Genomic DNA, 24,929 nt, shown 5'->3' on the forward strand with positions numbered 1-24,929 from the left:
CCTGCATCCGCAAGCGCCGAGTGCCAAGAGGGTGAAGAGGGGATCAGGTGTTCGCGTCACTGTCCGCACCGTCAAACTTCCGGGCCGGGTTTTGTACACATACGGCTCATGACGGCGTCGGGGGTAAGAGCGATAGCCTTACGGCGTGATCGGCGCGATATCCACCAGGGGCGACGAAGCCTCTGCCTTGCGCCCGGGCCACCGTCGTGGCCGGGCCGCCGCTGATCCGTGTCGCCAGGGATCTTGGCCAATTCCGGACAAGAACGCCCCTGCCTTCTCCCATTCCGGCATACCGTCGTATCAGAGCGGACATTCCGCGTCGCGAGGTATCGCCTTCACCAACGATGTCACGCAACGGCGCGCGACAGGAGCCAGAGGACATGCAGACCAAGCTGGACGAAGCCAAGGCCGAGCTGCTCGCACGGGCCGCCCGGGTCGCTGAGAACGGCCCCGCCGGGGGGCCCGCGCACGGCCTGGGTCAGGAGTCCCGCGCCGCGTACCTCCAGCGCTACTACCTGCACACCGCCCCCGAGGACCTCGCCGGACGCGACCCGGACGACGTCCTGGGCGCGGCGCTGTCCCACTACCGACTGGCGGAAAACCGACCCCAGGGCACCGCGAACGTCCGGGTGCACACCCCGACCGTCGAGGAGAACGGGTGGACCTGCCCGCACTCGGTGGTGGAGGTCGTCACCGACGACATGCCGTTCCTGGTCGACTCCGTCACCAACGAGCTGTCCCGCCAGGGCCGCGGCATCCACGTGGTGATCCACCCGCAGGTGATCGTCCGCCGCGACCTGACCGGCAAGCTCATCGAGATCCTCGACAACGGCTCCGACCGACACGACGCCGCGGCCGCCGCCGGCCTGCCGCACGACGCCCTCACCGAGTCCTGGATCCACGTCGAGATCGACCGGGAGACCGACCGCGGCGACCTCAAGCAGATCACCGCCGACCTGCTGCGCGTGCTCTCCGACGTCCGCGAGGCCGTCGAGGACTGGGAGAAGATGCGCGACGCCGCGCTGCGCATCGCCGAGGAGCTGCCCTCCGAGCCCATCGCCGGCGACCTGCGCGACCAGGAGGTCGACGAGGCCCGCGAGCTGCTGCGCTGGCTGTCCGACGACCACTTCACCTTCCTGGGCTACCGCGAGTACGAGCTGATCCAGGCGCCCACCGAGAGCGGTGGCGAGGAGGACGTGCTGGCCGTCGTCCCCGGCACCGGGCTCGGCATCCTGCGCTCCGACCCGCACCACCGCGACGGCCACGGCGGCCAGGAGTACGCGCCGGGCACCCGGATCGGCACCTCCCCGTCGTTCAACCGGCTGCCCGCCGACGCCCGCGCCAAGGCCCGCGAGCACAAGCTGCTGGTCCTCACCAAGGCCAACAGCCGCGCCACCGTGCACCGGCCCTCGTACCTCGACTACATCGGCGTCAAGAAGTTCGACTCCGACGGCAACGTGATCGGCGAGCGCCGCTTCCTGGGCCTGTTCTCCTCGGCCGCGTACACCGAGTCGGTGCGCCGCGTGCCCGTCATCCGGCGCAAGGTCCAGGAGGTCCTGGGCGGCACGGGCTTCTCGCCCAACAGCCACGACGGCCGCGACCTGCTCCAGATCCTGGAGACCTACCCGCGCGACGAGCTGTTCCAGACCCCGGCCGACCAGCTGCGGTCGATCGTCACCTCCGTGCTGTACCTCCAGGAGCGCCGCAAGCTGCGGCTGTTCCTGCGCCAGGACGAGTACGGGCGCTACTACTCCGCGCTGGTCTACCTGCCGCGCGACCGCTTCACCACCGACGTCCGGCTGCGGCTCACCGACATCCTGCTGGAGGAGCTGAACGGCCGCACGCCGGTCGACTTCACGGCCCTGCACACGGAGTCCGTGCTCTCCCGGCTGCACTTCGTGGTCCGCGTGCAGCCCGGCACCGAACTGCCCGACCTCACCGACGCCGACCTCGAGCGCATCGAGCACCGGCTCGTCGAGGCCGCCCGCTCCTGGGCCGACGGCTTCACCGAGGCGCTGGGCGCAGAGGTCGGCGAGGAGCGCGCGGCGGAACTCATGCGCCGCTACGCCAACGCCTTCCCCGAGGGATACAAGGCCGACCACTCGCCGCGCGCCGCCGTCGCCGACCTCCAGCACCTGGACCGGCTGGCCGCCGCGGGCCGCGAGGGGGACTTCGCGCTCAGCCTGTACGAGCCGGTCGGCGCGGCCCCCGGCGAGCGCCGCTTCAAGATCTACCGCACCGGCGAGCAGGTCTCGCTCTCCGCGGTGCTGCCGGTCCTCAACCGGCTCGGCGTCGAGGTCATCGACGAGCGCCCGTACGAGCTGCGCTGCTCGGACCGGACCACCGCCTGGATCTACGACTTCGGGCTGCGGCTGCCGGCCACCCGCGCCAACGGCGAACCGCTCCCCGACGACGCCCGCGAGCGCTTCCAGAACGCGTTCGCCGCCGTGTGGACGGGCCAGGCGGAGAACGACAACTTCAACCAGCTCGTGCTGGGCGCCGGTCTCGACTGGCGGCAGGCGATGGTGCTGCGCGCCTACGCCAAGTACCTGCGGCAGGCAGGGGCGACTTTCAGCCAGGCGTACATGGAGGACACCCTCCGCAACAACGTCCACACCACCCGGCTGCTGGTCTCCCTCTTCGAGGCCCGGATGTCGCCGGAGCGGCAGCGGGCGGGCACCGAGCTCACCGACGCCCTGTTGGAGGAGCTGGAAGCCGCCCTCGACCAGGTCGCCTCGCTGGACGAGGACCGCATCCTGCGCTCCTTCCTCACCCTGATCAAGGCGACGCTGCGCACGAACCACTTCCAGAGCGCCAGCGATGGAAGCGAAGGCAGGGGTCAGAAGGACAAGGAAGGCAGGCCGCACAGCTACCTGTCGATCAAGCTGGACCCGCAGGCCATCCCGGACCTGCCGGCGCCCCGTCCGGCGTACGAGATCTGGGTGTACTCCCCGCGGGTCGAGGGCGTCCACCTGCGCTTCGGCAAGGTCGCGCGCGGCGGCCTGCGCTGGTCCGACCGGCGCGAGGACTTCCGTACCGAGATCCTGGGCCTGGTCAAGGCGCAGATGGTCAAGAACACCGTCATCGTGCCGGTCGGCGCCAAGGGCGGCTTCGTCGGCAAGCGGCTGCCCGACCCGTCCGTGGACCGCGACGCGTGGCTGGCCGAGGGCGTCGCCTGCTACAAGACCTTCATCTCCGGTCTGCTGGACATCACCGACAACATGGTCGGCGGGCAGGTCGTGCCCCCGAAGGACGTCGTCCGCCACGACGGCGACGACACCTACCTGGTCGTCGCCGCCGACAAGGGCACGGCCACCTTCTCCGACATCGCCAACGAGGTCGCGCAGGCGTACGGGTTCTGGCTCGGTGACGCGTTCGCCTCCGGCGGCTCCGCCGGATACGACCACAAGGGCATGGGCATCACCGCCCGCGGCGCCTGGGAGTCGGTCAAGCGGCACTTCCGCGAGCTGGGACACGACAGCCAGACGCAGGACTTCACCGTCGTCGGCGTCGGCGACATGTCCGGTGACGTGTTCGGCAACGGCATGCTGCTGAGCGAGCACATCCGCCTGGTCGCCGCCTTCGACCACCGGCACATCTTCCTCGACCCGGACCCGGATGCGGCGACCTCCTACGCCGAGCGCCGCCGCCTGTTCGAGCTGCCGCGCTCCTCGTGGGCCGACTACGACACCTCGCTGCTGTCCGCGGGCGGCGGCGTCCACGCGCGCAGCGCCAAGTCCATCACCATCACCCCGCAGGTCCGCGCGGCCCTCGGCATCGACAGCGGCATCGCCAAGATGACCCCGGCCGAGCTGATGAAGGCCATCCTCAAGGCGCCGGTCGACCTGCTGTGGAACGGCGGCATCGGTACGTACGTCAAGGCGCACACCGAGACGCACGCCGACGTCGGCGACAAGGCGAACGACGCGATCCGGGTCGACGGCCAGGACCTGCGGGTCAAGGTCGTCGGCGAGGGCGGCAACCTCGGCCTGACCCAGCTCGGCCGGATCGAGTTCGCGATCGCCGGCGGCCGGATCAACACCGACGCGATCGACAACAGCGCGGGCGTGGACACCTCCGACCACGAGGTGAACATCAAGATCCTGCTCAACGCGGTGGTCACCGACGGCGACATGACCGTCAAGCAGCGCAACAAGCTGCTCGCGGCGATGACCGACGAGGTCGGCGCGCTGGTGCTGCGCAACAACTACGCCCAGAACGTCGCCCTGGCCAACGCCGTCGTCCAGGCCCCCAGCCTGCTCCACGCCCACCAGCGGACCATGCGCCGCCTGGTGCGCGACGGAGCCCTGGACCGCTCGCTGGAGTTCCTGCCCACCGACCGGCAGATCCGCGAGCGGCTCAACTCCGGGCGCGGGCTGACCCAGCCGGAACTGGCCGTGCTGCTCGCCTACACCAAGATCACGGTGGCGGAGGAGCTGATCGGCACCAGCCTGCCCGACGACCCGTACCTCCAGCGCCTGCTGCACGCGTACTTCCCCAGCGCGCTGAACGAACGGTTCGGCGAGCAGATCGACGCCCACGCGCTGAGCCGTGAGATCGTCACCACGGTGCTGGTCAACGACACGGTCAACTCCGGTGGTTCGACCTTCCTGCACCGCCTGCGGGAGGAGACCGGCGCGTCCGTCGAGGAGATCGTCCGCGCCCACACGGCCGCCCGCGCCATCTTCGGGCTCGGCGAGGTGTGGGACGCCGTCGAGGCACTGGACAATGTCGTCGCCGCCGACGTCCAGACCCGTATCCGGCTGCACTCGCGCCGCCTGGTCGAGCGCGGCGCCCGCTGGCTGCTCAACAACCGCCCGCAGCCGCTGGAGCTGGCCGAGACCATCGACTTCTTCCGCGAGGGTGTGGCGACGGTCTGGAGCGAGCTGCCGAAGCTGCTGCGCGGCGCGGACCTGGACTGGTACCAGCAGATCTACGACGGGCTGTCCGGCGCCGGGGTGCCGGACGAGCTGGCGACCCGGGTGGCGGGCTTCTCCTCCGCCTTCCCGGCGCTGGACGTGGTGGCCATCGCCGACCGTACGGACAAGGATCCGCTGGCCGTCGCCGAGGTCTACTACGACCTGGCGGACCGGCTGCGGATCACCCGGCTCATGGACCGCATCATCGAGCTGCCGCGCGCGGACCGGTGGCAGTCGATGGCCCGCGCCTCCATCCGCGAGGACCTGTACGCGGCGCACGCCGCCCTCACCGCCGACGTGCTGGCGGCGGGCAACGGCGCGGCCACGCCGGAGCAGCGGTTCACGACATGGGAGGGCCAGAACGCGGCGATCCTCCAGCGGGCGCGCACCACGCTGGACGAGATCCAGGGCTCGGAGACGTTCGACCTGGCGAACCTGTCGGTGGCGATGCGGACGATGCGGACGCTGCTGCGGTCGCGGGCGTGACGCGACGCGTGTGACGCGGTCGGCGTGATACGCCGGAGGGGGCGGTACGGACACGTACCGCCCCCTCCGGCGTTGCGCCGGGCTCACTTATGGCTTGGGCTTCCACAGGGTCAGTTGGGCCGTGTACGTCGGGATGCCCGGCCGCCCCTGGTGCAGGTCCGGCTTGTTGTCGTCGCGGAAGGTCGGCCGCACCGAGGTGATCTTGACCATGGCCAGGTTGCCCTCGGACGTGATGGTGCACAGCCAATCGCCGTTTTTGATGAGGGCGTTGGAGCCGGTCAGCTGGCTCGCCCCCATCTCCCTAGGCAGTTGCCGCTTCGTGTTCCTGGCCGCGAGCTCGCACCCCTTCTCGTCCGGGCTGAGGCTCGAGGTGAAGCGGTGGGGGGTGGTCAGCTTCTCGTACTCCATCCGCCACTCCAGCTGGGTGATGCCGAACGATGGCCCTCCGGGCTTACGGATGTTCTCGTCCGTCTGCTGCTCCGCCGTGTCGAGGTCGGTGTTCAACTGGCCCACGGTCGACTTCGGCCAGACGAGCGTCAGCGGCTTGTTGGCGTACGCCAGCTCGTAGCCGTGGGGCGCCGGGCGGGCCGTCCCCCTCGGCGTCGGGCTGCTCACGTTGCCCGCGTTGTGCGTCCTCCTGTCGCCGCCGTCGTCGTCGCCCCGGGTGAGCGCCCAGACCCCGCCGCCGACCAGCGCCACGGCCAGGACGGTCCCGATGACGATCGCCCCGCCGTTTCGCCGCGACGGCCGGGGGGCCGGTACGGAGGCGGGCGGGCCGGCCGGTGGCGCGGCGGCCTGGGTGGGGACGGCGTACGCGGGCGGCGGCGTCGGCGCGTACCCCTGGTGCTGCGCGGAGGGGGCCGGCGAGGGAGCCGCCGCCTGGGTGGCCGCGTACGCGGCCGGGGGCTGCTGCCCCGGCGCGGCCGCCTGCGGCGCGACGTACGCCGGGCCGAAACCGGGTGACGCGGCCGCCGTCCGCGGCTCCGGCAGCGGGGGCTCCTTCGCCGCCTCCTCGCGTCGGGCGATCTCCTTCGCGAGCGGCGCGGGCAGCCAGTCGGCGAAGTCCCGCAGCTCCCGCCCGGCCGCCTGCGCGCACCAGTCGGCCAGGGCGGCCGGTGCGGGCCGCCGCTCGGGATCGGCCGCCAGGCACGCCTCCAGCAGCTGCCGCAGCGGCTCCGGGTAGCCGCTCAGATCCGGCGGCTGCTGGGCGGTGTTGGCGATGGTGGCGGCGATGGACAGGCCGGAGCCGTCGCCGTACGGGTGGCGTCCGGTGGCCACGACGGCGGCGATCAGCCCGAGGGCGAAGATGTCGGTGGCGGGGGTGACCTTGCGGCCCAGCGCGTGTTCGGGCGACATGTACTGCGGGGTGCCGATGAACCCGCCGGTCTGGGTCAGCTGGTTGGCGTCGGTGGCGCGCGCGATACCGAAGTCGATGACCCACGGCCCGTTGGAGCTGAGCAGGATGTTGCTCGGCTTGAGGTCGCGGTGGATCACCGACGCGGAGTGCACGGAGTGCAGCGCCTGCGCGGTGCAGCCGATGAGCTGGAGCGCTGCGGGCAGCGGCAGCGGACCGTAGGCGGCGAGGGCGTCGTCCAGGGCCATGCCGGGCACGTACGAGGTGGCGATCCACGGCTCGTCGCCGCTCACATCGTGGTCCACCACCGGCACGATGTGGTAGCCGGAGACCCGGCGCGCCGCCTGCACCTCCTGCTCGAAGCGGGCGCGGAAGTCGGGATTCCGTGCGAACTCGCGCCGGATGACCTTCAGGGCGACCGGCTGGTTGCCGCGGGTGTGGGTGAGGTACACCGCGCCCATGCCGCCCTCGCCCACCTTGGCGAGCAACTGGTAGCCGGAGACCTCGCGCGGGTCGTCCGGCCCCAGCGGCTTCAGGACAGGCTGATGGGCGTGCGGCATCGGTTCCCCCTAGGCGGCGTGGCTATGGACTGATGCTATCGATGGCATAGCCAGGCCCTGCGGCGAGCGGTGGCCCGGCGGAATCACGCCCTCGCAGCCGCGGTCGATGCCGGCGTCAGGTACGCGGGCGGCCCCGAAGCGGTCGCAGCCGTCGCCGCAGGGCCATGCCCAGCTTGACCGGGGCCACCTCGAACACCAGCGTCGACTCCGGCCCGCGGGCCAGGGGCTTCGCGTAGTGCGGGCGGCCGAAGCGGAACCAGTGGGTGCCGGGGAGGCCGCCCAGGCGGGGCACGGACGCGGTGCTGCCCGGCCCGTCGCCCAGGACCAGCGCCACCGTCCAGCGGCCGGGGCGCAGCCTTCTGACGGGCAGTCGGGCGGTGAACGCGTCGCGGTTCCCGTCCCGCTCGTGGTCGGCGGGCGCCTCCAGCGCCCCGTCCGCGCCGTTTCCTCCGATGGCGCGCAGCCGCAGGGTGCCGCCGGCCTCCGCCGCCCGGTCGCCGCGCGCCGCGTCGCCGGTGAGCCGTCCGGTGACCACCAGGGTGCCTCGCGCGGCGGGGTCCCAGCGGACGTCGGTGACGCGGCAGGGGGCGGTGTGCTCGGTCGGCGCCTCCGACCCGACGCCGAGCGAGAAGTTGCCGTACGGAGTGAAGAACGGCGTCACGACGGTGGGCGGGGCGTCGGGCGCGTGCCCGGGCAGGGGCCGCGGTGGCGGCGGCGTACGCGTCCCGTCGTCCTCCGTACGGGCCTGCCGGAACCGGACGGTGCGGCTGACGTCCTGCACCCTCACGTCGAGGAACAGGTCCCAGATGCCGTGGTCCAGCGGGGCGCCGCCGTCCGCGGTGGCCAGGTCGATGTCGACGGCGAAGCCCGCGTTCTCGTGGATGCCGTCGCCGGGCAGGTCGGGCGGCGCGGTGCGCGGCGCGGTGGGCAGCCGAGCGTCGGGCCGGTCGCCGTCCCGCTTGCGCAGGATCACCTCGGTGCGCGGATCGAGGGTGGCGACGTGCTCGATGCAGGCGTGGCCGGTCACCCGCAGGACGCCGTCGGAGCGCCATCGCGCGGTGTCGAGGCCGTGGTGCACCGGCAGCCGGTCGGTGACGTCGAAGCACGCGTCGGGGACGGCGGCCGCCGGGTCGCGGAAGAACGGGTGGAGCCAGTACACCCGGCCCTTGTCGACCAGGTGGCCGCGCCGCGCGTCCTCCTTGGCGTTCCGGGCGACGGTCATCAGGTCCTCGAACCGGTCGGCGCGCAGCAGGTGGATCAGCAACCGGTCGGGGGCGTCGATCAGCTGGCGCACCCCGTCGGTCACCCAGGTCTGCGCCCAGCGCCGGAACTGGGGGAAGAAGACCTCCCGCGCGTCCTGCTCGCTCTCGCGCGGCAGCAGCGCGCGCAGCGGCCCGCACAGCTCCCACTCCACATGGCGGCGCATGATCCGGTCGCGGCGCGGCCCCGGTTCGAGGTAGCGGGCCACGGTCTCGAAGCAGAGCCGGGTGCCGTCCATGCGGTGGACGAGGTCGGAGGCGACGCGGGTGAGGTTGTTGCCGTTCTGGCGGTCGCGGACGTAGTAGCAGTCGTAGTCGGCGACCACGGAGACGCCGTCCGCGTTGAGGTAGGCGGCGGCGGTGAAGGGCTTGTCCTCGCAGTTGCGGTAGGGCGGGAAGCGCAGCCGCAACCGCTCGATGAGGGAGCGGCGGAACAGCTTCCAGCAGCCCAGGGTCCGGTAGGCGGCCGAGGAGAAGATGTCGGTGCGGGGCTGGTTGCGCTGGAAGACGGCCGTGGGGACGGCGCGCCCGCCCAGCCCGACCATCTTGCCGAGGACGATGTCGGTGGCGTTCTCGTCGGCCATGGCCACCATGCGGCGCAGCGCGTCGGGTCCCAGGTAGTCGTCGGAGTCGAGGAAGAAGACGAAGTCGCCACGGGCGAGGTCGAGGCCGGTGTTGCGCGGGCCGCCCGCGCACCCGGAGTTCTTCTGGCGGACGACGCGCAGCGCGGGGCAGGTGCGGGCGAGCCGGTCCAGTTCCGCCCCGGTGCCGTCGGTGGAGCCGTCGTCGACCGCGATGATCTCGATCCGGTCCAGGCCGAGGGTCTGCTCCATCGCGGAGGTGACGCAGCGGGTCAGCTCGGGCATGGCGTTGTAGGCGGGGATGATCACGCTGACGCGCGGCGGGGCGGTGGCGGCGGGGGCGCCGGGGACGGGGGCGGCAGGCATGGCGGGCTTCGGACCTCCGGTGTCGGTGCGGGCGGGGCCGGGCGGTGCGGTGCGGGCGGTGCGGGGTGACGGTGGCGGGGTGATAGTGCGGGCCGGACGGTGTGGGGCGGGGTGGGCCGGGCGGCGCGGGAGGGGTGATGGTGGCGGTGTGTTGCGCGGCGGCGACGGGCTACGCGGCGGCGACGGGCTATGTGGTGGCGGCGCGCTACAGCGCCACGGGTTCTCGGCCGTCGCGTTCCCGCCCGTCGCGCCGCGGTGCGGACGAGGGCGGCAGGGTCGGCCGCGTGGTGTCGGGGGCCAGCATGAGGGTCCGTACGACGCGCTCGGCGGCGTGGCCGTCGTCGAACGGGCAGAAGCGTTCCCGGAAGGCGGTGCGCAGGGCGGTGGCCTCGGCATCGCGCCAGCGGCCGTCCCGGAAGACGGCGATCAGCTCGTCCTCGGTGCGGGCGACGGCGCCCGGGGTGTCGCCGGGCCGCCCGGACAGCAGGTCGAAGTAGACGCCGCGGGTGGCCTGGTAGGTCTCCCAGTCGTCGGCGTAGACGACGATCGGCCGGTCGAGCAGTGCGTAGTCGAACATGATCGACGAATAGTCGGTGATCAGCGCGTCGGCGGCCAGGCAGAGCTGTTCCACGGACGGGTGGGCGGAGACGTCGATCACCTGCCCCGCCTCCTGGAGCCGCTCCAGGCCGGTCCGTTTGCCGTACGAGTAGTGGGCCCGTACGAGGAGGACGGCCTTCGGGCCCAGCGCGCGGCTGAGGCGCTCCACGTCCAGGCGGGGGGTGAAGCCCTTTTGGTAGTCGCGGATGGTGGGGGCGTAGAGGAACGCGTCGTGCCCGGCGGGGATACCCAGCCCGGCGCGGATCTCCGCGATGCGGTCGGGAGTCGCGGAGAAGAACACGTCGTTGCGCGGATATCCGTATTCCAGGATCCGGTACGAGCCGGGATACACCCGCTCCCACACCTCGCTGGAGTGCTGGTTGGCGGAGAGGACGTAGTCCCAGCGGTCGACGCGTTTGAGGAGGTTGCGGAAACTCATTCCGCCGCTCGCGGCGGGATAGCGCTGCTGGTCGAGTCCCATGTGCTTGAGCGGCGTCCCGTGCAGGGTCTGGAGATGGACGGTGCCGGGCCGTTTGACCACGTCGTTGGGGAAGTTCGCGTTGTTGACGAGGTATTTGGCGCGGGCCACCGTCCGGTAGAACTTCCGGGTTCCCGGGACGACGTACTCCACCCCGTCCGGGAGCGAGGCGACCTCGGAATTCCGGACCACCCACACGCCGCGGATGTGCGGCGCCAGCTCCTTCGCCTTGTGGTAGATCGCCGCGGGGTTGCACAGCACGCCGCGGTCCCAGTAGGCGGAGTAGAGGGCCAGGCGGGGGTCGACGGGCCGCCGCAGGTGGAGCTTGTACAACGCCCGCTTGGCCCGTACGGCCAGGGGCCGCCGGACGATCCGCCTGAGCTTGCGGGCCGCGTCGCCCGACCGCGCGAACAGCCCCCGTACCCGGTAGTGGACGAAGGAGCCGCACGCGAGCGCGTTGAAGCGCCATTTGGCGTCGGCGGGCGGGGCGAAGTCCGCGGGCAGGTGCGCGCGGTACCACGCCGCGGCCCGGCGGAAATAGCGGCGCCGGTCCTTCGCGGCCACCCGGGTGTCGCGGTCGAGGCAGAAGAGGAAGTGGGACACGGCCCGTTCGAAGAGCAGTGGGCGCAGGGTGTGCTTCGGGTCGAGATGCGGTTGGTCGTCGAGGAAGGCGAAGAGCCGGGCGTACTGGTCGAAGATGACGAAATGCTTCTCCCCGGGGCTGCCGGTGCTGGCACCGGTCCGCCGCTGCCGGTATTCGAGCCCCACCAGGTCGACGCAGGCTATTCGCCGCGCCGTCAGCATGGTCTTGTAGGAGAGCAGGGCGTCTTCGTAGATTCCCTCGCTGAACGCGAAGGCGTGGCGGGTGTAGAAGCCGCGGTGGTAGACGCGGTTGGACGACATCGCGAAGAGCCGCAGGAATTCGGGCCGGTCGCGGACGGAGAAGACGTCGGTACCGGCGGAGGCCAGGAGTTCACCGAAGAGGCTGGCCTCGGCGTGGTCCCACCAGTAGGTGCGGACATGGTTGAAGTAGAGGATGTCGGGGTCTTCGTTGAGGACGAGGCGGTCGGCGAGTCCCCGGAGGGTGCCGGGCGCGAGGGTGTCGTCGCCGTCGAGGAAGAGCAGGTAGTCGCCGGTGGCCTGCTCGACACCGGCGTTGCGGGCGCGGCCGGGGCCGGAGTTGACGGGCAGGTGGACGGGGACGACGCGGGGGTCGCGGGCCGCGTACTCGTCGATGATGGCGCCGCAGTGGTCGGGGGAGCGGTCGTCGACGGCCACTACCTCGATGTCGTGGAACGACTGGGTCAGCGCGGAGTCCAGGCAGGCGCGCAGATAGCCCTGCACGCGGTAGGCGGCGATGACGATGCTGAATCGAGGCATGGCGCTCCTCGGGGTGTGACGCGCGTCGGGAGACGCGAGCCGGAGACGCGAGCCGGGAGACCCGCGTCGGGAACGGAGGCGGGGGCGTCCAGTGGTTGCTCACTATAGGGCGATATGAGCGAATCGTCCCGGTGGGGCAGGCGGCGGGTGAGAGGTGCCGGGGGCCGGGGGCCGGGCATCTGGCGGGCCACGGGCACGGGACACGCGGGGCGTGGGGCGGGGCGGCCGACCGGGTGAGCGTTGGGCCGTCCGGCTGCCCGACATGCCCGGGACCGGCCTCGTGCAGAGGATCGGGGGCATGCGGTCACCTTCCCGACACCTCATATCGGAGCGCATCCGACACCTCATATCGGAGCGCGTCGCGTCGCGGCGCAGGGCGTTTCGGGCCGGTTCGGGCGTCGTCGCCCTGCTGCCGATGGGCGTCATGCTGGCGCTCGGGCTGTGGGGGCTCGACGGCCGCGCGATGTGGCGCGACGAGGCGGCGACGTACCTGGCGGCGCGGCGCACGGTGCCGCAGCTCTGGGAGCTGCTGGGCACGGTCGACGCCGTCCACGGCCTCTACTACCTGCTGATGCACGCCGTACTCGCCCTGCGCGCCGACGAACTCGCGCTGCGGCTCCCGTCCGTGGCCGCCGCTGTGTGCACGACCGGACTCGTCACCGCGATGGGTCACCGGCTGACGGGCCGCCGTCGCGTGGGCATATGGGCAGGACTGCTGTACGCGGCGACGCCGATGGTCGGCCACTATGCCCAGGAGGGCCGCTCGTATGCCCTGGTGGCGATGGGCGCGGCGCTGGCGACGTGGCTGCTGATCGACGCGGTCGAGCAGGGTGGGCCGGGGGACGGCGACGGCCTGGGGGACGGCGGGGGCCTGGGAGACGGCGGGGGTACGGGAGGCGCGGTGGGCGCGGGGCGGTGGGTCGCGTACGGAGCCGTCGTCTGCCTCACCGCGCTGATGCACGTCTGCGCGGTGCTGGTCCTGGCCGCCCACGCCGCGACGCTGCTGGTGGGGCGGGTGCCCGGCGCAGTGTGGCGCCGTTGGGGCGCGGCGGCGGGAGTGGCGGGCGCGGCGCTGCTGCCGCTGCTACTGGTCTCACACGGCCAGGCGGCACAGGTCTCGTGGATACCCGCTCCCGGCCTCCCGCAGGCCCGGGCCCTGCTACGGGGCTTCGCGGGCCCGAGTGGCCTGGTGCTGACGGTGAATCTGCTGCTGGTGGCGGTGGCCCTGGTCCGCCCGCCGCGCCGGGTCGGCCGGCTGTCCGTACCGGCCATCGCGCTTCCGCTCGCGCTCGTACCGTCTGCGGCGCTCTTCGCCGCCTCCCAACGCGAGGCCCTGTTCCTCGACCGCTACCTCTTCTTCGCCCTTGCGGGAGTGCCCCTGCTCGCGGCGGCGGGCGCGGAACGCATCGCCTCCGCCCTGCCGTGGCCGCGGGGGACGGCGGTGGTGGGCTGCGCCACGATCGCCGCCGCGTTCCTCTGGCAGCTCCCCCTCCACACCCGCGAACGCGGCCCGGCGGCCCGCGCGGACGATCTGGGGCTCGCGGCCGCGGAACTGGGCCGCGTCACCCGCCCCGGCGACGCGGTGCTGTACGCCCCGCCGTACGCCCGCCGCGTCACGCTGGCGTACCCGCACCGGGTCACGGGCCTGCGCGACGTCGCCCTCGGCAAGGACGGCCCGTCCTCCGGCACGCTGTACGGCCGCGAAGCGGGTGCACGGGACCTGGCGGCACGGCTGGCGGGGGAGCGGCGCGTGTGGGTGCTCGCTGAGCCGGGCGGTGTACAGGGCCCGAAGGCGCGGGCGCTGCGCGAGGGGTTCCGGCCGGTGTTCGCACTGTGTCTGGCGGATGGGACGCTGACGTTGTATGCGCGCTGATGCCGGGCATGTCCATCGGATATGTCGTTGACGACATGTACGGTGTGAGTGTGGAGCGGTTATACGCGATCGAGATCGAGCCCGAGGCGCGGACGTGGATCGCGTCTCTGCCCGCCAGGCACTTCCTCAAGATCGACGAGTACGTGGGTCCACTCGCCGAATCACGGCGACACTCGGTGAGCCGTACGCCCGCTATCTCGGGGACGGCGTGCGCGAGCTGCGCCCGACGCTCGACGGAGCGGCGATGCGCATCACGTACTGGTTGACTCCCGACCGCACGGCGGTGCTGCTGACGGTCTTCCGTAAGACGAAGATGCGCGAAGACATCGAAGTCCAACGGGCCAAGCTCGCCCAGAAGATCGGCGAAGCCGAACACGGACCGGCCCACGAAGAGTTCCTGCGAATCGTTGAAGAAGGGGAGGTCTGAGCATGAGCCACAGCCGATGGAAGACCCTGCGCGAGCGGAAGCTCGCCGAGGGCTTCACCGAGCCCGACGATGTCGCCGAGGCCCGCCACGGAATCCGACTGTCCATGGCGCTCGCCGAGGCCGTCTACAACCGGCGCACCGAGCTTGGCCTGACCCAGGCAGAACTCGCCGACCGAGCCGGTCTCACCCAAGCGAAGATCTCCCGCATCGAAGGCTCTGACACCGTGCCCACTCTGCCGCTGCTCGCCAAGCTCGCCCGCGCTCTGGACGCCTCCCTCAACATCGCCCTCGACGATGACGATGCCCAGGTCACCTTCACGGCGCACGAGACCGACGCCGCCTGACCGTTGCGGCGCGTGGATCACAGGCCAAGGGCTGCCTCGTGGCCTGCGGAAAGCCGATGGCGGGACGGGTCCGGTCCGGGTAGCGTCGCGGCCCGTGGCCGTGACCCCAACTCTCCGTACCGACCGCCTCCTTCTGGAGCCGTACGCCCCGGAAGACGAAGAGGCTTTCGTCGCGCTGTTCCAGGACACGCGGGTCTCCCGCTGGATGGGCGACGGCCCCGCTTCCGAAGCGGCGGACCGGGCCCTGTTCGGGCGGATCTTCACGAAGGTCTACGCCGGGGACCTGTTCGATGTCTGGGCTGTCCGGAGGGACGGTGCGCTCGTCGGGCACGCGGAGATCAAGCGGACCGACGACGTCGGCGGCCACGAGATCGTCTACGCGCTGGCTCCCGAGGTGTGGGGTTCCGGGCTGGGGAGCGAGCTGGCCGAGGCGATCGTGGCCTACGGTTTCGCGACCCTCGGACTGACCGAGGTCCACGCCACCGTGGCCGCGCGGAACACCGCCTCGCTGGCCCTGCTCGGCAATCTCGGCTTCGAGCACGTCCGCGACATCGCCGAGGACGACGGCAGCACGACGCGTGTGCTGACGCGCCGCCGCACAGACTGAGCGACCCCGCCGGGCGCGGGCGCGACGCCGCGGGGCGCCTGCGGCGCCCGCCGCAGCAGGCGTGCCAGCCGTTCACGCCCCGCAGAAGGGCCCGGATACGGTGGGCGGAAGGGCACGTCGCACGCGTCGAGCGCAAGCTGGACCTGATCCTCGATCACCTCGGCCCCGCGAAGTCGACCCGGCGCCAGAGCAAGTTGCCGCACTCCCCGCGGCGCGGGCTGTCACCTTGGGCGGCTCACGTGCCCAAGGCTCGCATCAGCCGGACACCGACTGGGACCTGGCGGTCCACTACCTCACCGAGGCGGAACGGAACCGGTTCCCCTGGGAGCCGCTGATGTTCCACCTCGCCGGCCTCCTCAGCTATCTCGTCGTCGCCGAACTGGCCATCAACCGCGTACTCCGCGGCGATCCGTCGTGTCCCGCCCATCCGGAGCCCCTGCGCGAGACGGCCCCAGGCATTGGCACGACACCGCGCGCATGACCCTTGGGTACGCGAAGTCCAACCACGCGGCGCGCGGCCGCCTGACAGAGGTCGTCGGCTCCCTGGCCACCGCAGCACTGTCGCCGACCCGACAGCGGAGGAATCCGGTGGACCGGGTCCCCTGTTGCAGCGGGTGAGTGCAGCGGTCACCACGACGATGGAGCCGGATCCCGCGCCGTCCAGTCCGTCTTGGAGCAGATCCAGCAAGGCCCGGTGAAGACGGTGTGCCGCTCACCGGCGCGGGCGATTGCCCATCACCATGAGTGTGCCGAGCGCGGAACCTCGATCAACGACCACCTCTGGTCTCGGAGGTATCGGTGATTGCGTGAGGGGCAGATTCGGTGGCGGGTTCTAACATCGAATAAAGAACCGAGTCGATTTTCAGGCAATCATGGTGGTGCGTGATTCAACCGAGACCGAAAAGGATACGTACCTCCTCGGCGCTCCATCATGGTGCTTGACGAATATGCCGCCTCAACCTTCTCAGCGGTCGGTTCTGATTTCGCCCCCGAGGCGGCAGCTGTGTTCCTTCAGACGCGTGACAGTTCCCGAAGTGCGGGTTACCGACGTCCTGCTAAAGCAAGCTCTGGTGCTTGGTGACGGTCCATCCGTCACCAAGGGCCTGATCTGACCGTGTTTCTGTCTCGGCCGTCAAGGGGTTGATATCCATGGCTACGGATCCCGGTTCCTTGGTAGTTCAGCCGTTGCGGCATGTCGCTCTCATCTTGGACGGGAATCGCCGGTGGGCCTCTGAGCGCGGGCTGAGTGTCGATGACGGACATCGCATCGGCCGCGACAAGGTCTTCGATGTGTTGGGCTGGTGCGAAGACGCAGGCATCGACGTTGTGACCTTATGGGTCCTGGCGGTCAAGAATTTACGTCGCAGCTGTGCCGAACTGGACGGGCTTTACCAGATTTTCGAGGAATTGGCCAAAGGGCTGACCGCAAGGCAGCGGTGGAGGATACGCGCTCTTGGGTTCCTCGATCTGTTGCCTATGCACGTCGCCAAGCTCTTCCGTGAGGCAGAAGTCGCGACGCAGCATCTGCCAGGGCTGCAGGCGAACATCGCGATCGCCTATGACGGACGTCTGGAGATCGTGCACGCTATCCAGCGACTGGCCTATCAGGCACGTCGGGATGCTCTGGCGGGCGGGTCCGAGGCTCCTGCGGTCACGCCGGGGGATGTCGCCTCGTTGCTGTTCACGCACGATCAGCCGGATCCGGACCTTGTGATCCGGACCTCGGGTGAGATGCGCCTGTCCGGCTTTCTGATCTGGCAGGCGGCCCAGTCGGAGCTTTACTTCTGCCGCAAGTATTGGCCGGACTTCGCCCGTGAGGACCTGCACATGGCCCTCGATGACTATGCCCACAGGACCCGTCGCCTGGGGCTGTGACCGTCTGCTCGCCCACAAACCATGGAGGAGCGCATAATGCTCGCCGTCACTTTCACGGCCTGTGCACCGTCAGATTTGATGATGCTGGTGCCGCTGTTTTGACGCGTTGCGCCGGACGCGGCTGGCCCCCGGGGCCGTGGTGGCGGTGATCGGTGTCGGCCGGTGGACCTGTGGCCAACAGTCAAGGGGCAAGCCTTGGAGTTCCCATGAGCAACGCCCAGCGCACCTAATTCGACATCGTCTCTGTTGTCACCCCGCACTTCTGAACCGCGACTTCGGCCGCGAACTTGGCCTTGCGTTCCAGCTGACCGACGCCGACACCCTCGCTGTGGAGAGTGACCGATGACCACGACAACCACCCCCGGCCCCATCCCCCTCGCCCCCGGCGCGCTTCCGCTGCTCGGCCACCTGGTCCCGCTGCTGCGTGATCCATGGAGCTTCATTGACGCACTGACGGCATGCGATGGGCTGGTGGAAGTTCGAGTCGGTCCGGCCAAGGCGATCGTCGTCTGCGATGCGGAGCTGACCCGCCGCGTCCTGCTCAACGATCGGATCTTCGACAAGGGAGGTCCCTTGTACGCACGCGCCCGTGACGCCCTCGGTGCCAATGTCATCACCGTCCGACATGACGAGCACCGGCCTCGGCGCCACGTGAGTCAGCCGGCGTTCCACCGGCCGCAGATCGAGGCCTACGCCAAGATCATGAGTGAGCAGATCGAAATCGTCACCGGCAAGTGGCGAGATGGAGGCGTTGTCAATGTGCTCGTCGACATGCACTCCATCGCCGCTCGCGTCGCAGTGGCGACGATGTTCGGCTCCGCCTTGTCACCCGCCGAACTCGGCCAGATCAGCCATGACTTCATGGTCGTCGCCGAGAGCATCTACAAGCGTATGTTCATGCCATGGGGGCTGACTCGACTCCCGCTCGCGACCAATCGCCGTTACAACCGTTCGCTTGCGCGGCTGCAACGCACCGTCCGCCGGATCATCGCTGAGTACCGTGCGTCGGAAACCGATCGCGGCGACCTCCTGTCGATCCTGCTGCACGCCGACTATAACGGCAGAGAACTAACCGACAGTGAGGTGGAGAACGACGTGATCGCGTTCTTCCTCGCCGGAGTGGAGACTACCTCGGCCTCACTGTCCTGGCCACAGCACTTGCTATCGCAGCACCCCGAGGTAGAGGCGCGCCTGCACGCCGAAGCCGACCGGGTACTGGACGGCAGGATCGCGACTTACGACGATCTGCCCAAGCTTGAGATGACCACGCGGATCCTGACTGAGACTTTGCGGGTCTATCCGCCGGTGTGGATGTCCATGCGCACCACGACGGCTGACAGCGAGCTAGGCGGACGTCCGATCCCTGCGGGTACCACAGTGGTCTTCAGCCCATACCTGATCCATCACCGCGCCGACACCTACCACCACCCCGAGATCTTCGCCCCGGATCGGTGGGAGGGCGAGGCCGCGGAACGGCTCCGCAGAGCCGCATTCATCCCCTTCGCGATCGGCGCGCGGCAATGCATCGGCGACACCTTTGCCTTCGTCGAAGGGCGACTGGTACTGGCCTCGATCGCATCCCGATGGCGCCTGGTCCCCGCTATGCATCGTGCAGTCACGCCCGCACTGGGCTCGGTACTCCATCCTAAAGAACTACGGATGCGCGCCATCGCCCGAAGGTAAACGAGGTGAACGATGAAGGACTTCGCGACGACGGCGGACATCGGGTCGCGCTGAACGGCAAACCGGCAACGACCGGCTCGTGATCTGGCAACACCTGTTCAACGACAAGTAGGGATCTGACTTTGAAGGGGCGACCGGTGCGAACCCTTTCACGGCTATACGGGCAGAACCAGAAGGTGCGGACAACGGCTCCCGTGTGTCGGATCGGTGATCCGGGAAGCTCCTAACCGTCATTTCGTCAACCTGGAAGGAGCAAGACATGCCTTACGCCGCCTACATGCCGTTCCCTCCCGTCAAGGTAGACCCGGATCAGGAACAACGAGCCTATGGCTATATCTGGCAGTGGGTTGGCTCATCCAACCTCTGCAAATCCCCTGAACAGCGCAGGAAACTGGCCATCTCCAACACGCACTCCATCACCACAGCCTATTACGATATGGCCGACGAGGAATCATTTCGTCCGCTGGCCAGGTGGATGGCGCTGTCGTTCGTCATCGACGACTTCGTAGACGAAGGCATCAATTCCGAGGACGGTGCAGCCTGCGCGAAAGCAGTACAAGGACTGGTCGCCCTTTTCTCCGGCGGGAAGCCACGCACCGATATCCAACATGCCGCCGCGAGTCTGGCGGCCGACATTATGCGCGGCCGATCGCCCGCGTGGCGAGCCTCGTTCCGAAGGAACGTCTGCATGTGGCTGTGGGCATCTTACGCCAGCAACATCGACCAGTTGGCCAGCCGGCGCCCCTCCCTCGACGAGTACATGCGGGTCAGGCGTACCTCGCTGGGGCAAGAGCAGTTCATCGACCTGTTGGAAATTGCTGTTGGCGTGGACTTACCGGAGTCGGTGCGGCATCTCCCGTGTATTCGGGAAATACGCCTCGCCGTCGTCGAGCATATGGCCTTCGGCGACGACGTAGTCTCCTTGCCCAAGGAAATTGACGCGGGCGTGGAATACAATGCCGTGCGCGTTGTTGAGTACGATCGAGGAGTAGGCCGGCATGCCGCTTTAGAGCAAGTCATCGGCATATCGAACGCGGCGGTGCGGCGCTACGAGCTCCTTCGGGAGGAGCTCCCCCGCCAACTGGACGCCGTTGGCATCCGTGGCAAGCAACGAGATGACGTCATTCGATTTGCTCACGCGTGCCAGCAGATGATCAGGGCAAATCATGATTTCCTGCAGACCGCTGGCCGTTACGCCGCCGGCCGGGACATGTTGGCCGGACTCACATTCCGGCCGGACTGATAGATATTCCGGGCGAGCCTGTGGGAACAAGAACCTGGAGATCACTGACGCCGTCGCGTTGGTCGCGCTGGAACTGGTGACGAGCGATGCCCGTCACGCCTGGGCCGGCCAGGGATCCGTCGGCGGCACCTGCGCCGGGTGCACGGCCTGTGCGGGGGAGGCGGCCGCCGCCGTCGGTTGCGGCTGCGGTTGGGGGGCCTGTACCGGGTGAGCGGCCTGCGAGGGGTGCACGGCCTGGTGCGGCGGGGCCGTCGGCTCGACCGGTTCTTCCAGCTCCTCCGGCAGTTCGCACGGCATCAGCGCCCGTACGACCCGCTCCGCCGCGTGTCCGTCGTCGAACTGGCAGAAGCGCTCCCGGAACGCGCCGCGCAGCGCGGTCGCCTGGGCGTCGTTCCAGCGGCCCTCGTGGAAGACGGCGATCAGTTCGTCCTCGGTGCGGGCCACCGCCCCGGGGGTCTCGCCGGGCTTCCCCGAGAGCAGGTCGAAGTAGACGCCGCGGGTGGCCCGGTAGACGTCCCAGTCGTCGGCGTGGATGACGATGGGCCGGTTGAGGATGGCGTAGTCGAACATGACCGACGAGTAGTCCGTGATCAGCACGTCGGAGGCCAGGAGGAGTTCCTCCACCGACGGGTGGCGGGACACGTCGATCACCACTCCCGCCTCCTGGAGTCCCGCCAGCTCGGGCCGGATTCCGTACGAGTAGTGGGCGCGGACTAGAAGGACCGTCTCGGGGCCGAGGGCTCGGGCGAGTCGGGCCAGGTTCAGGCGGGGGGTGAAGCCGGGCTCGTAGTCGCGCAGGGTCGGGGCGTAGAGGATCGCGGCGCGGTGCGGGGGGATGCCCAGCTCGGCGCGGATGCGTGCCACGTCGTCGGTGGTGGCGTGGAAGAGGATGTCGTTGCGCGGGTAGCCCGTCTCCAGCAGCGTGTACGAGGACGGGTAGACGCGTTCCCAGATCTCGCTGGAGTGCTGGTTGGAGGAGAGCACGATGTCCCAGCGGTCGACGCGGCGCAGCAGGTTGCGGAAGCTCATGCCGCCGCCCGACGCCGGATAGTGCTGCTGGTCCAGGCCCATGGACTTCAGGGGGGTGCCGTGCAGGGTCTGGACGTGGAAGGTGCCCGGGCGCTTGACCAGCTCGTTGGGGAAGTTGACGTTGTTGACCAGGTACTTGGCGCGGGCCACGACGCGGTAGTAGGCGCGGGTGCCGGGCACCACGTACGGCACGTCCTCCGGCAGGTTGGCCACCTCGGACTGGCGTACCACCCACACCCCCTGCACCTGCGGCGCCAGTTCGCGGGCCTTGTGGTAGATCGCCGCGGGGTTGCACAGGACGCCGCGGTTCCAGTACGCGGAGTAGACGGCCAGGTCCTCGTCGACCGGCAGGCGCAGATGGAACTGGTACAGCAGGCGCTTGGCGCGGGCCGCCATCGGGCGGCGGACGGTGCGCTTGAGGCGGCGGAGCGCCTTGCCGTACCGGGCGGGCAGCTCGCGCGCCCGGTACAGGGCGAAGTAGCCGCGGCCGAGCGCGTTGAACCGGGCGCTGTCCTCGGGCGGTGGGGTGAAGTTCGCGGGCAGGTGGTCCTGGTACCAGTCGACGGCCTGCCGGAAGTAGCGGGCCCGGTCCCGTTTGGCGACCCGCGCCGGGTTGTCGAGGCAGAACATGAAGTGCGACACGGCGCGTTCGAAGAGCGCGGGCCGCAGCGGCTCCAGATGCGGATTGCCGTCGAGGAAGGCGAACAGCCGGGCGTACTGCCGGAAGATGGCGAAGTGCTCCTCGCCCGGGCTGCGCGTGCTGGCGCCGGTACGCCGCTGCCGGTACTCCAGGCCGACCAGGTCCACGCACGCGATCCGCCGCGCCGTCAGCATCGTGATGTAGGACAGCAGCGCGTCCTCGTAGATGCCCTCGGAGAACGCGAAGCCGTGCCGGGTGTAGAAGCCGCGGTGGTAGACGCGGTTGGACGACATGGCGAACAGCCGCAGGAACTCGGGCCGGTCGAGGATGCTGAAGACGTCGGTGCCCGCCGAGGCGAGCAGGTCACCGAAGAGGCTGCGGTCGCGGCGGCCCGTCCAGTAGGTGCGGACGTGGTCGAAGTAGAGGATGTCGGGGTCCTCGGTGAGCTGCAGCCGGTTCGCGAGCCCCTGGAGGGTGCCGGGCGCGAGGGTGTCGTCGCCGTCGAGGAAGAGCAGGTAGTCGCCGGTGGCCCGCTCCACACCGGCGTTGCGGGCGTGGCCGGGGCCGGAGTTGACCGGCTGGTGGACCGTGACGACGCGGCTGTCGCGGGCCGCGTAGTCGTCGATGATGGTTCCGCAGAAGTCCGGTGAGCAGTCGTCGACCGCCACCACCTCGATGTCGCGGAACGACTGGTTCAGCGCGGAGTCCAGGCACGCTCGCAGATAGCCCTGCACACGGTAGGCGGCGATGACGATGCTGAATCTGGGCATGGCGCTCCTCAGACGTCGGGTGTGTACGGGCGGGAGTTCACGTCCGCGCCGCGAGGCGGATTCACGTCCGCGCCGCGGCCGTGAGCCGCGGGGACTCGGCCTCCGGCCAGCGGCAGGCGGACGGGGCGGGGGCGGGGCGCCGGTCCCCCAGGGGGACGACGGGCGGCAGCAGGGCGGGGTCCTCGCCGAGGAAGACCCGCCGTACGACGCGCTCGGCGGCCCGCCCGTCGTCGTACGGGCAGAACCGGGCGCGGAAGGCGGCGCGCAGCCCGTCGGCGTGCGGGCCGTACCAGGCGCCGGTGGTGAGCAGGTCGATCAGTTCGTCCTCGGTGCGGGAGACCGGGCCCGGTGGGCGGGCCGGGAGGTCGAGGTAGACCCCGCGCGTGGCGCGGTAGGCGTCCCAGTCGTCGGCGTGGACGACGATGGGCCGGTCGAGGACGGCGTAGTCGAACATGATCGACGAGTAGTCGGTCAGCAGCAGGTCGGCGGCCAGGCACAGGTCCTCGACGCGCGGGTGCGCCGAGACGTCGACCAGGCGCCCCTCGCACGAGGGGCCGGTCAGCGCGTCCGGGTGGAAGTAGTGGGCGCGGGCGAGCAGGACGTAGCCAGGTCCGAGCGCGTGGGCGAGCCGGGCCAGATCGAGGCGGGGGGTGAAACCGCGCTGGTAGTCGCGGTGCGTCGGGGCGTACAGGATCGCGGTGACCTCCGGCGCGAGGCCCAGCTCGGCGCGGACGCGCCGGACGTCCTCGGCGGTGGCCGTGAGGAAGACGTCGTTGCGCGGCGAGCCGAGTTCGAGCGAGGTGTAGCCCGACGGGTAGACCCGCTCCCAGGTGAGGGTGGAGTGCCGGTTGGCCGAGAGGCTGAAGTCCCACCGGTCCACGCGCTCCAGCAGCCGGTCGAAGTCCATGCCGCGGGCGGCGGCCGGGCGGTCCTGGAGGTCCAGGCCCATGTGCTTGAGCGGGGTGCCGTGGTGGGTCTGGAGGTGGACCTGGCCGCGCCGCTTGCGCAGCCGGTCGGTGAAGTTGACGTTGTTGACCAGGTACGTGGCGCGGGCCAGGGCCGTCCAGTACGCGGGCGAGCCGGGATGGAGCCGGGGCACTCCCAGCGGCACGGTGTGCGCGTGCTCGGGGGTGGTGATCCACGCGGTGCGCACATGCGGCGCCAGCTCGCGGACCTTCGCCTCGATGGCGGCCGGATGGCAGGCGTAGCCGCGGTGCCAGTAGGCGGCGAAGACGGCCAGGTCCGCATCGAGGGGGCGCAGCCGCTGCAGCCGGTAGTGGGCGCGCAGCGCCGCCGCGCGGAGCACGCGGTAGGAGGCGGCCCGCAGTTCACCCGCCCGGTGCCAGGCCCGGCGTACGCGCCGCAGGGCGCCGAACGCGCGGCACGCGCCGAGCCGCAGCAGCACCGAGCGCAGCCTGATGCGGGGCGCGAGCGGCGGGCCGTCGGCGCCGCCGGGATGGTGGCGGCGGTGGTGGTCGCGGGTACGGCGGGCGAACTCGGCGCGGGTGCCGCGGGGCAGTCGCCCCGGCGCGGCGTAGATCGCGGCGAGGTGGTCGAGCATCCGCTGGAACACCGCCGGGCGCCAGCGGGCCAGCTCCGGGCGGCTGTCGAGGAACGCGAACACCCGGTCGTACTGGTCGAAGACGTCGAAGTGGCCGCGGCTGGCGGTGCTGAGGATGCTGCCGCGCCGCCGCTGCCGGTAGTGCACGCAGACCCGGTCCAGGGTGGTGATGGTGCGGGCGGTCAGCAGCACGGGGAAGGTCCAGGGCGTGTCCTCGTAGAGGCCGGGTGGGAAGGCGAAGCCTTCACGGGTCACGAAGTCGCGGCGGTAGGCCTTGTTCCAGACGACCATCAGCAGGCGCAGCAGCTCGGGCCGGTCGGCGAGGGCGAAGACGTCGGAGGCGGCGGCCGCGGCCGGCGGACGCGGGACCGATGCCTCGACGCCTGCGGACTTCTTCGCGTGCGCGGTGGTCTTTGTGGTGGCGTGTGCGGTGGCCTTCGCGTGCGGGCCGGGGGTGGCGAGCACGCCCGAGCGGATGTTCCGGGCCGTCGCGCCGGTCCAGTACAGCCGCGCGTAGTCGTAGACCAGCACCTCGGGATCGCCGGTCGCCGACAGCCGGTCGGCGATGGCGCGCAGCGAGCCCGGAGCGAGGACGTCGTCGCTGTCGAGGAAGAGCACGTAGTCGCCGGTGGCGTGGCGCAGCCCCGTGTTGCGCGCCTGGCCGAGGCCGACGTTCTCCTTCAGATGGACGGCTCGGACCCGCGGGTCCTGAGCCGCCGCCTCGTCGATGATCGCGCCGCAGGCGTCGGGGGACCGGTCGTCGACGGCGATCACCTCGACGTCGGTGAAGTCCTGGGTCAGCACCGAGCGCAGGCAGTCGTGCAGGTACGCCTGGACCTTGTAGACGGGGACGATGACGCTGAACCGGGGCACGGCGGATCCCAGGGGTCGGCAACG

The 24,929-nt window shown here is 70.4% G+C and carries 13 protein-coding genes and 1 pseudogene; 9 read left to right on the top strand and 5 right to left on the bottom strand.

The window, feature by feature from the left end:
• The first annotated feature begins 380 nt into the window (after nt 1-380).
• Complete coding sequence (locus ACQUSR_RS20880; RefSeq protein WP_431044104.1) at nt 381-5,405, top strand: NAD-glutamate dehydrogenase; 5,025 nt, start codon at nt 381-383, stop codon at nt 5,403-5,405.
• Between the two features lie 87 nt (nt 5,406-5,492).
• Here the strand turns inward: ACQUSR_RS20880 and ACQUSR_RS20885 are convergent, their stop codons facing one another.
• The 3 genes from ACQUSR_RS20885 to ACQUSR_RS20895 all read right to left on the bottom strand — a co-directional run bounded on the left by ACQUSR_RS20885 (nt 5,493) and on the right by ACQUSR_RS20895 (nt 11,980).
• Nucleotides 5,493-7,319 carry a serine/threonine-protein kinase gene (locus tag ACQUSR_RS20885; protein WP_431044105.1) on the bottom strand — a complete coding sequence of 609 codons (1,827 nt, stop codon included), beginning with the start codon at nt 7,317-7,319 and terminating at the stop codon, nt 5,493-5,495.
• A 115-nt stretch (nt 7,320-7,434) separates the two neighbouring features.
• On the bottom strand, nt 7,435-9,525 hold the full coding sequence (locus tag ACQUSR_RS20890; RefSeq protein ID WP_431044106.1) for a glycosyltransferase family 2 protein: 2,091 nt from the start codon (nt 9,523-9,525) through the stop codon (nt 7,435-7,437).
• Nucleotides 9,526-9,730: 205 nt separating this feature from the next.
• On the bottom strand, nt 9,731-11,980 hold the full coding sequence (locus tag ACQUSR_RS20895) for a bifunctional glycosyltransferase/CDP-glycerol:glycerophosphate glycerophosphotransferase (RefSeq protein WP_431044107.1): 2,250 nt from the start codon (nt 11,978-11,980) through the stop codon (nt 9,731-9,733).
• A 298-nt stretch (nt 11,981-12,278) separates the two neighbouring features.
• Between ACQUSR_RS20895 and ACQUSR_RS20900 the strand changes: the two genes are divergently transcribed.
• From ACQUSR_RS20900 to ACQUSR_RS20935, 8 genes and pseudogenes are all read left to right on the top strand, one after another.
• A complete protein-coding gene (locus ACQUSR_RS20900; RefSeq protein ID WP_431044108.1) occupies nt 12,279-13,853 on the top strand; it encodes a glycosyltransferase family 39 protein in 1,575 nt (524 codons plus the stop codon).
• 208 nt (nt 13,854-14,061) lie between these two features.
• Nucleotides 14,062-14,280 (top strand): type II toxin-antitoxin system RelE/ParE family toxin, encoded by a 219-nt coding sequence (locus tag ACQUSR_RS20905; RefSeq protein WP_431044109.1) that lies wholly within the window; start codon nt 14,062-14,064, stop codon nt 14,278-14,280.
• 2 nt (nt 14,281-14,282) lie between these two features.
• Nucleotides 14,283-14,624 (top strand): helix-turn-helix domain-containing protein, encoded by a 342-nt coding sequence (locus tag ACQUSR_RS20910; RefSeq protein ID WP_431044110.1) that lies wholly within the window; start codon nt 14,283-14,285, stop codon nt 14,622-14,624.
• 100 nt (nt 14,625-14,724) lie between these two features.
• Nucleotides 14,725-15,231: a GNAT family N-acetyltransferase gene (locus tag ACQUSR_RS20915; RefSeq protein ID WP_431047746.1), complete on the top strand. Its 507-nt coding sequence runs from the start codon at nt 14,725-14,727 to the stop codon at nt 15,229-15,231.
• Between the two features lie 100 nt (nt 15,232-15,331).
• Nucleotides 15,332-15,789, top strand: a pseudogene (locus ACQUSR_RS20920) (nucleotidyltransferase domain-containing protein); the annotation flags it as partial.
• Nucleotides 15,790-16,380: 591 nt separating this feature from the next.
• Nucleotides 16,381-17,106, top strand: coding sequence for a polyprenyl diphosphate synthase (gene uppS / locus ACQUSR_RS20925; RefSeq protein ID WP_431044111.1), 726 nt, complete (start codon nt 16,381-16,383; stop codon nt 17,104-17,106).
• Nucleotides 17,107-17,448: 342 nt separating this feature from the next.
• Nucleotides 17,449-18,789 carry a cytochrome P450 gene (locus tag ACQUSR_RS20930; RefSeq protein WP_431044112.1) on the top strand — a complete coding sequence of 447 codons (1,341 nt, stop codon included), beginning with the start codon at nt 17,449-17,451 and terminating at the stop codon, nt 18,787-18,789.
• 259 nt (nt 18,790-19,048) lie between these two features.
• Nucleotides 19,049-20,032: a terpene synthase family protein gene (locus ACQUSR_RS20935; RefSeq protein WP_431044114.1), complete on the top strand. Its 984-nt coding sequence runs from the start codon at nt 19,049-19,051 to the stop codon at nt 20,030-20,032.
• A 93-nt stretch (nt 20,033-20,125) separates the two neighbouring features.
• On the opposite strand, the gene ACQUSR_RS20940 is transcribed toward ACQUSR_RS20935, so the two are convergent.
• Both ACQUSR_RS20940 and ACQUSR_RS20945 read right to left on the bottom strand, forming a co-directional pair.
• Nucleotides 20,126-22,471: a bifunctional glycosyltransferase/CDP-glycerol:glycerophosphate glycerophosphotransferase gene (locus tag ACQUSR_RS20940; protein ID WP_431044115.1), complete on the bottom strand. Its 2,346-nt coding sequence runs from the start codon at nt 22,469-22,471 to the stop codon at nt 20,126-20,128.
• Nucleotides 22,472-22,532: 61 nt separating this feature from the next.
• Nucleotides 22,533-24,905: a bifunctional glycosyltransferase/CDP-glycerol:glycerophosphate glycerophosphotransferase gene (locus tag ACQUSR_RS20945; RefSeq protein WP_431044117.1), complete on the bottom strand. Its 2,373-nt coding sequence runs from the start codon at nt 24,903-24,905 to the stop codon at nt 22,533-22,535.
• Nucleotides 24,906-24,929: the final 24 nt, after the last annotated feature.

The organism is Streptomyces sp. P1-3, from assembly GCF_050613155.1.
Taxonomy (GTDB): domain Bacteria; phylum Actinomycetota; class Actinomycetes; order Streptomycetales; family Streptomycetaceae; genus Streptomyces.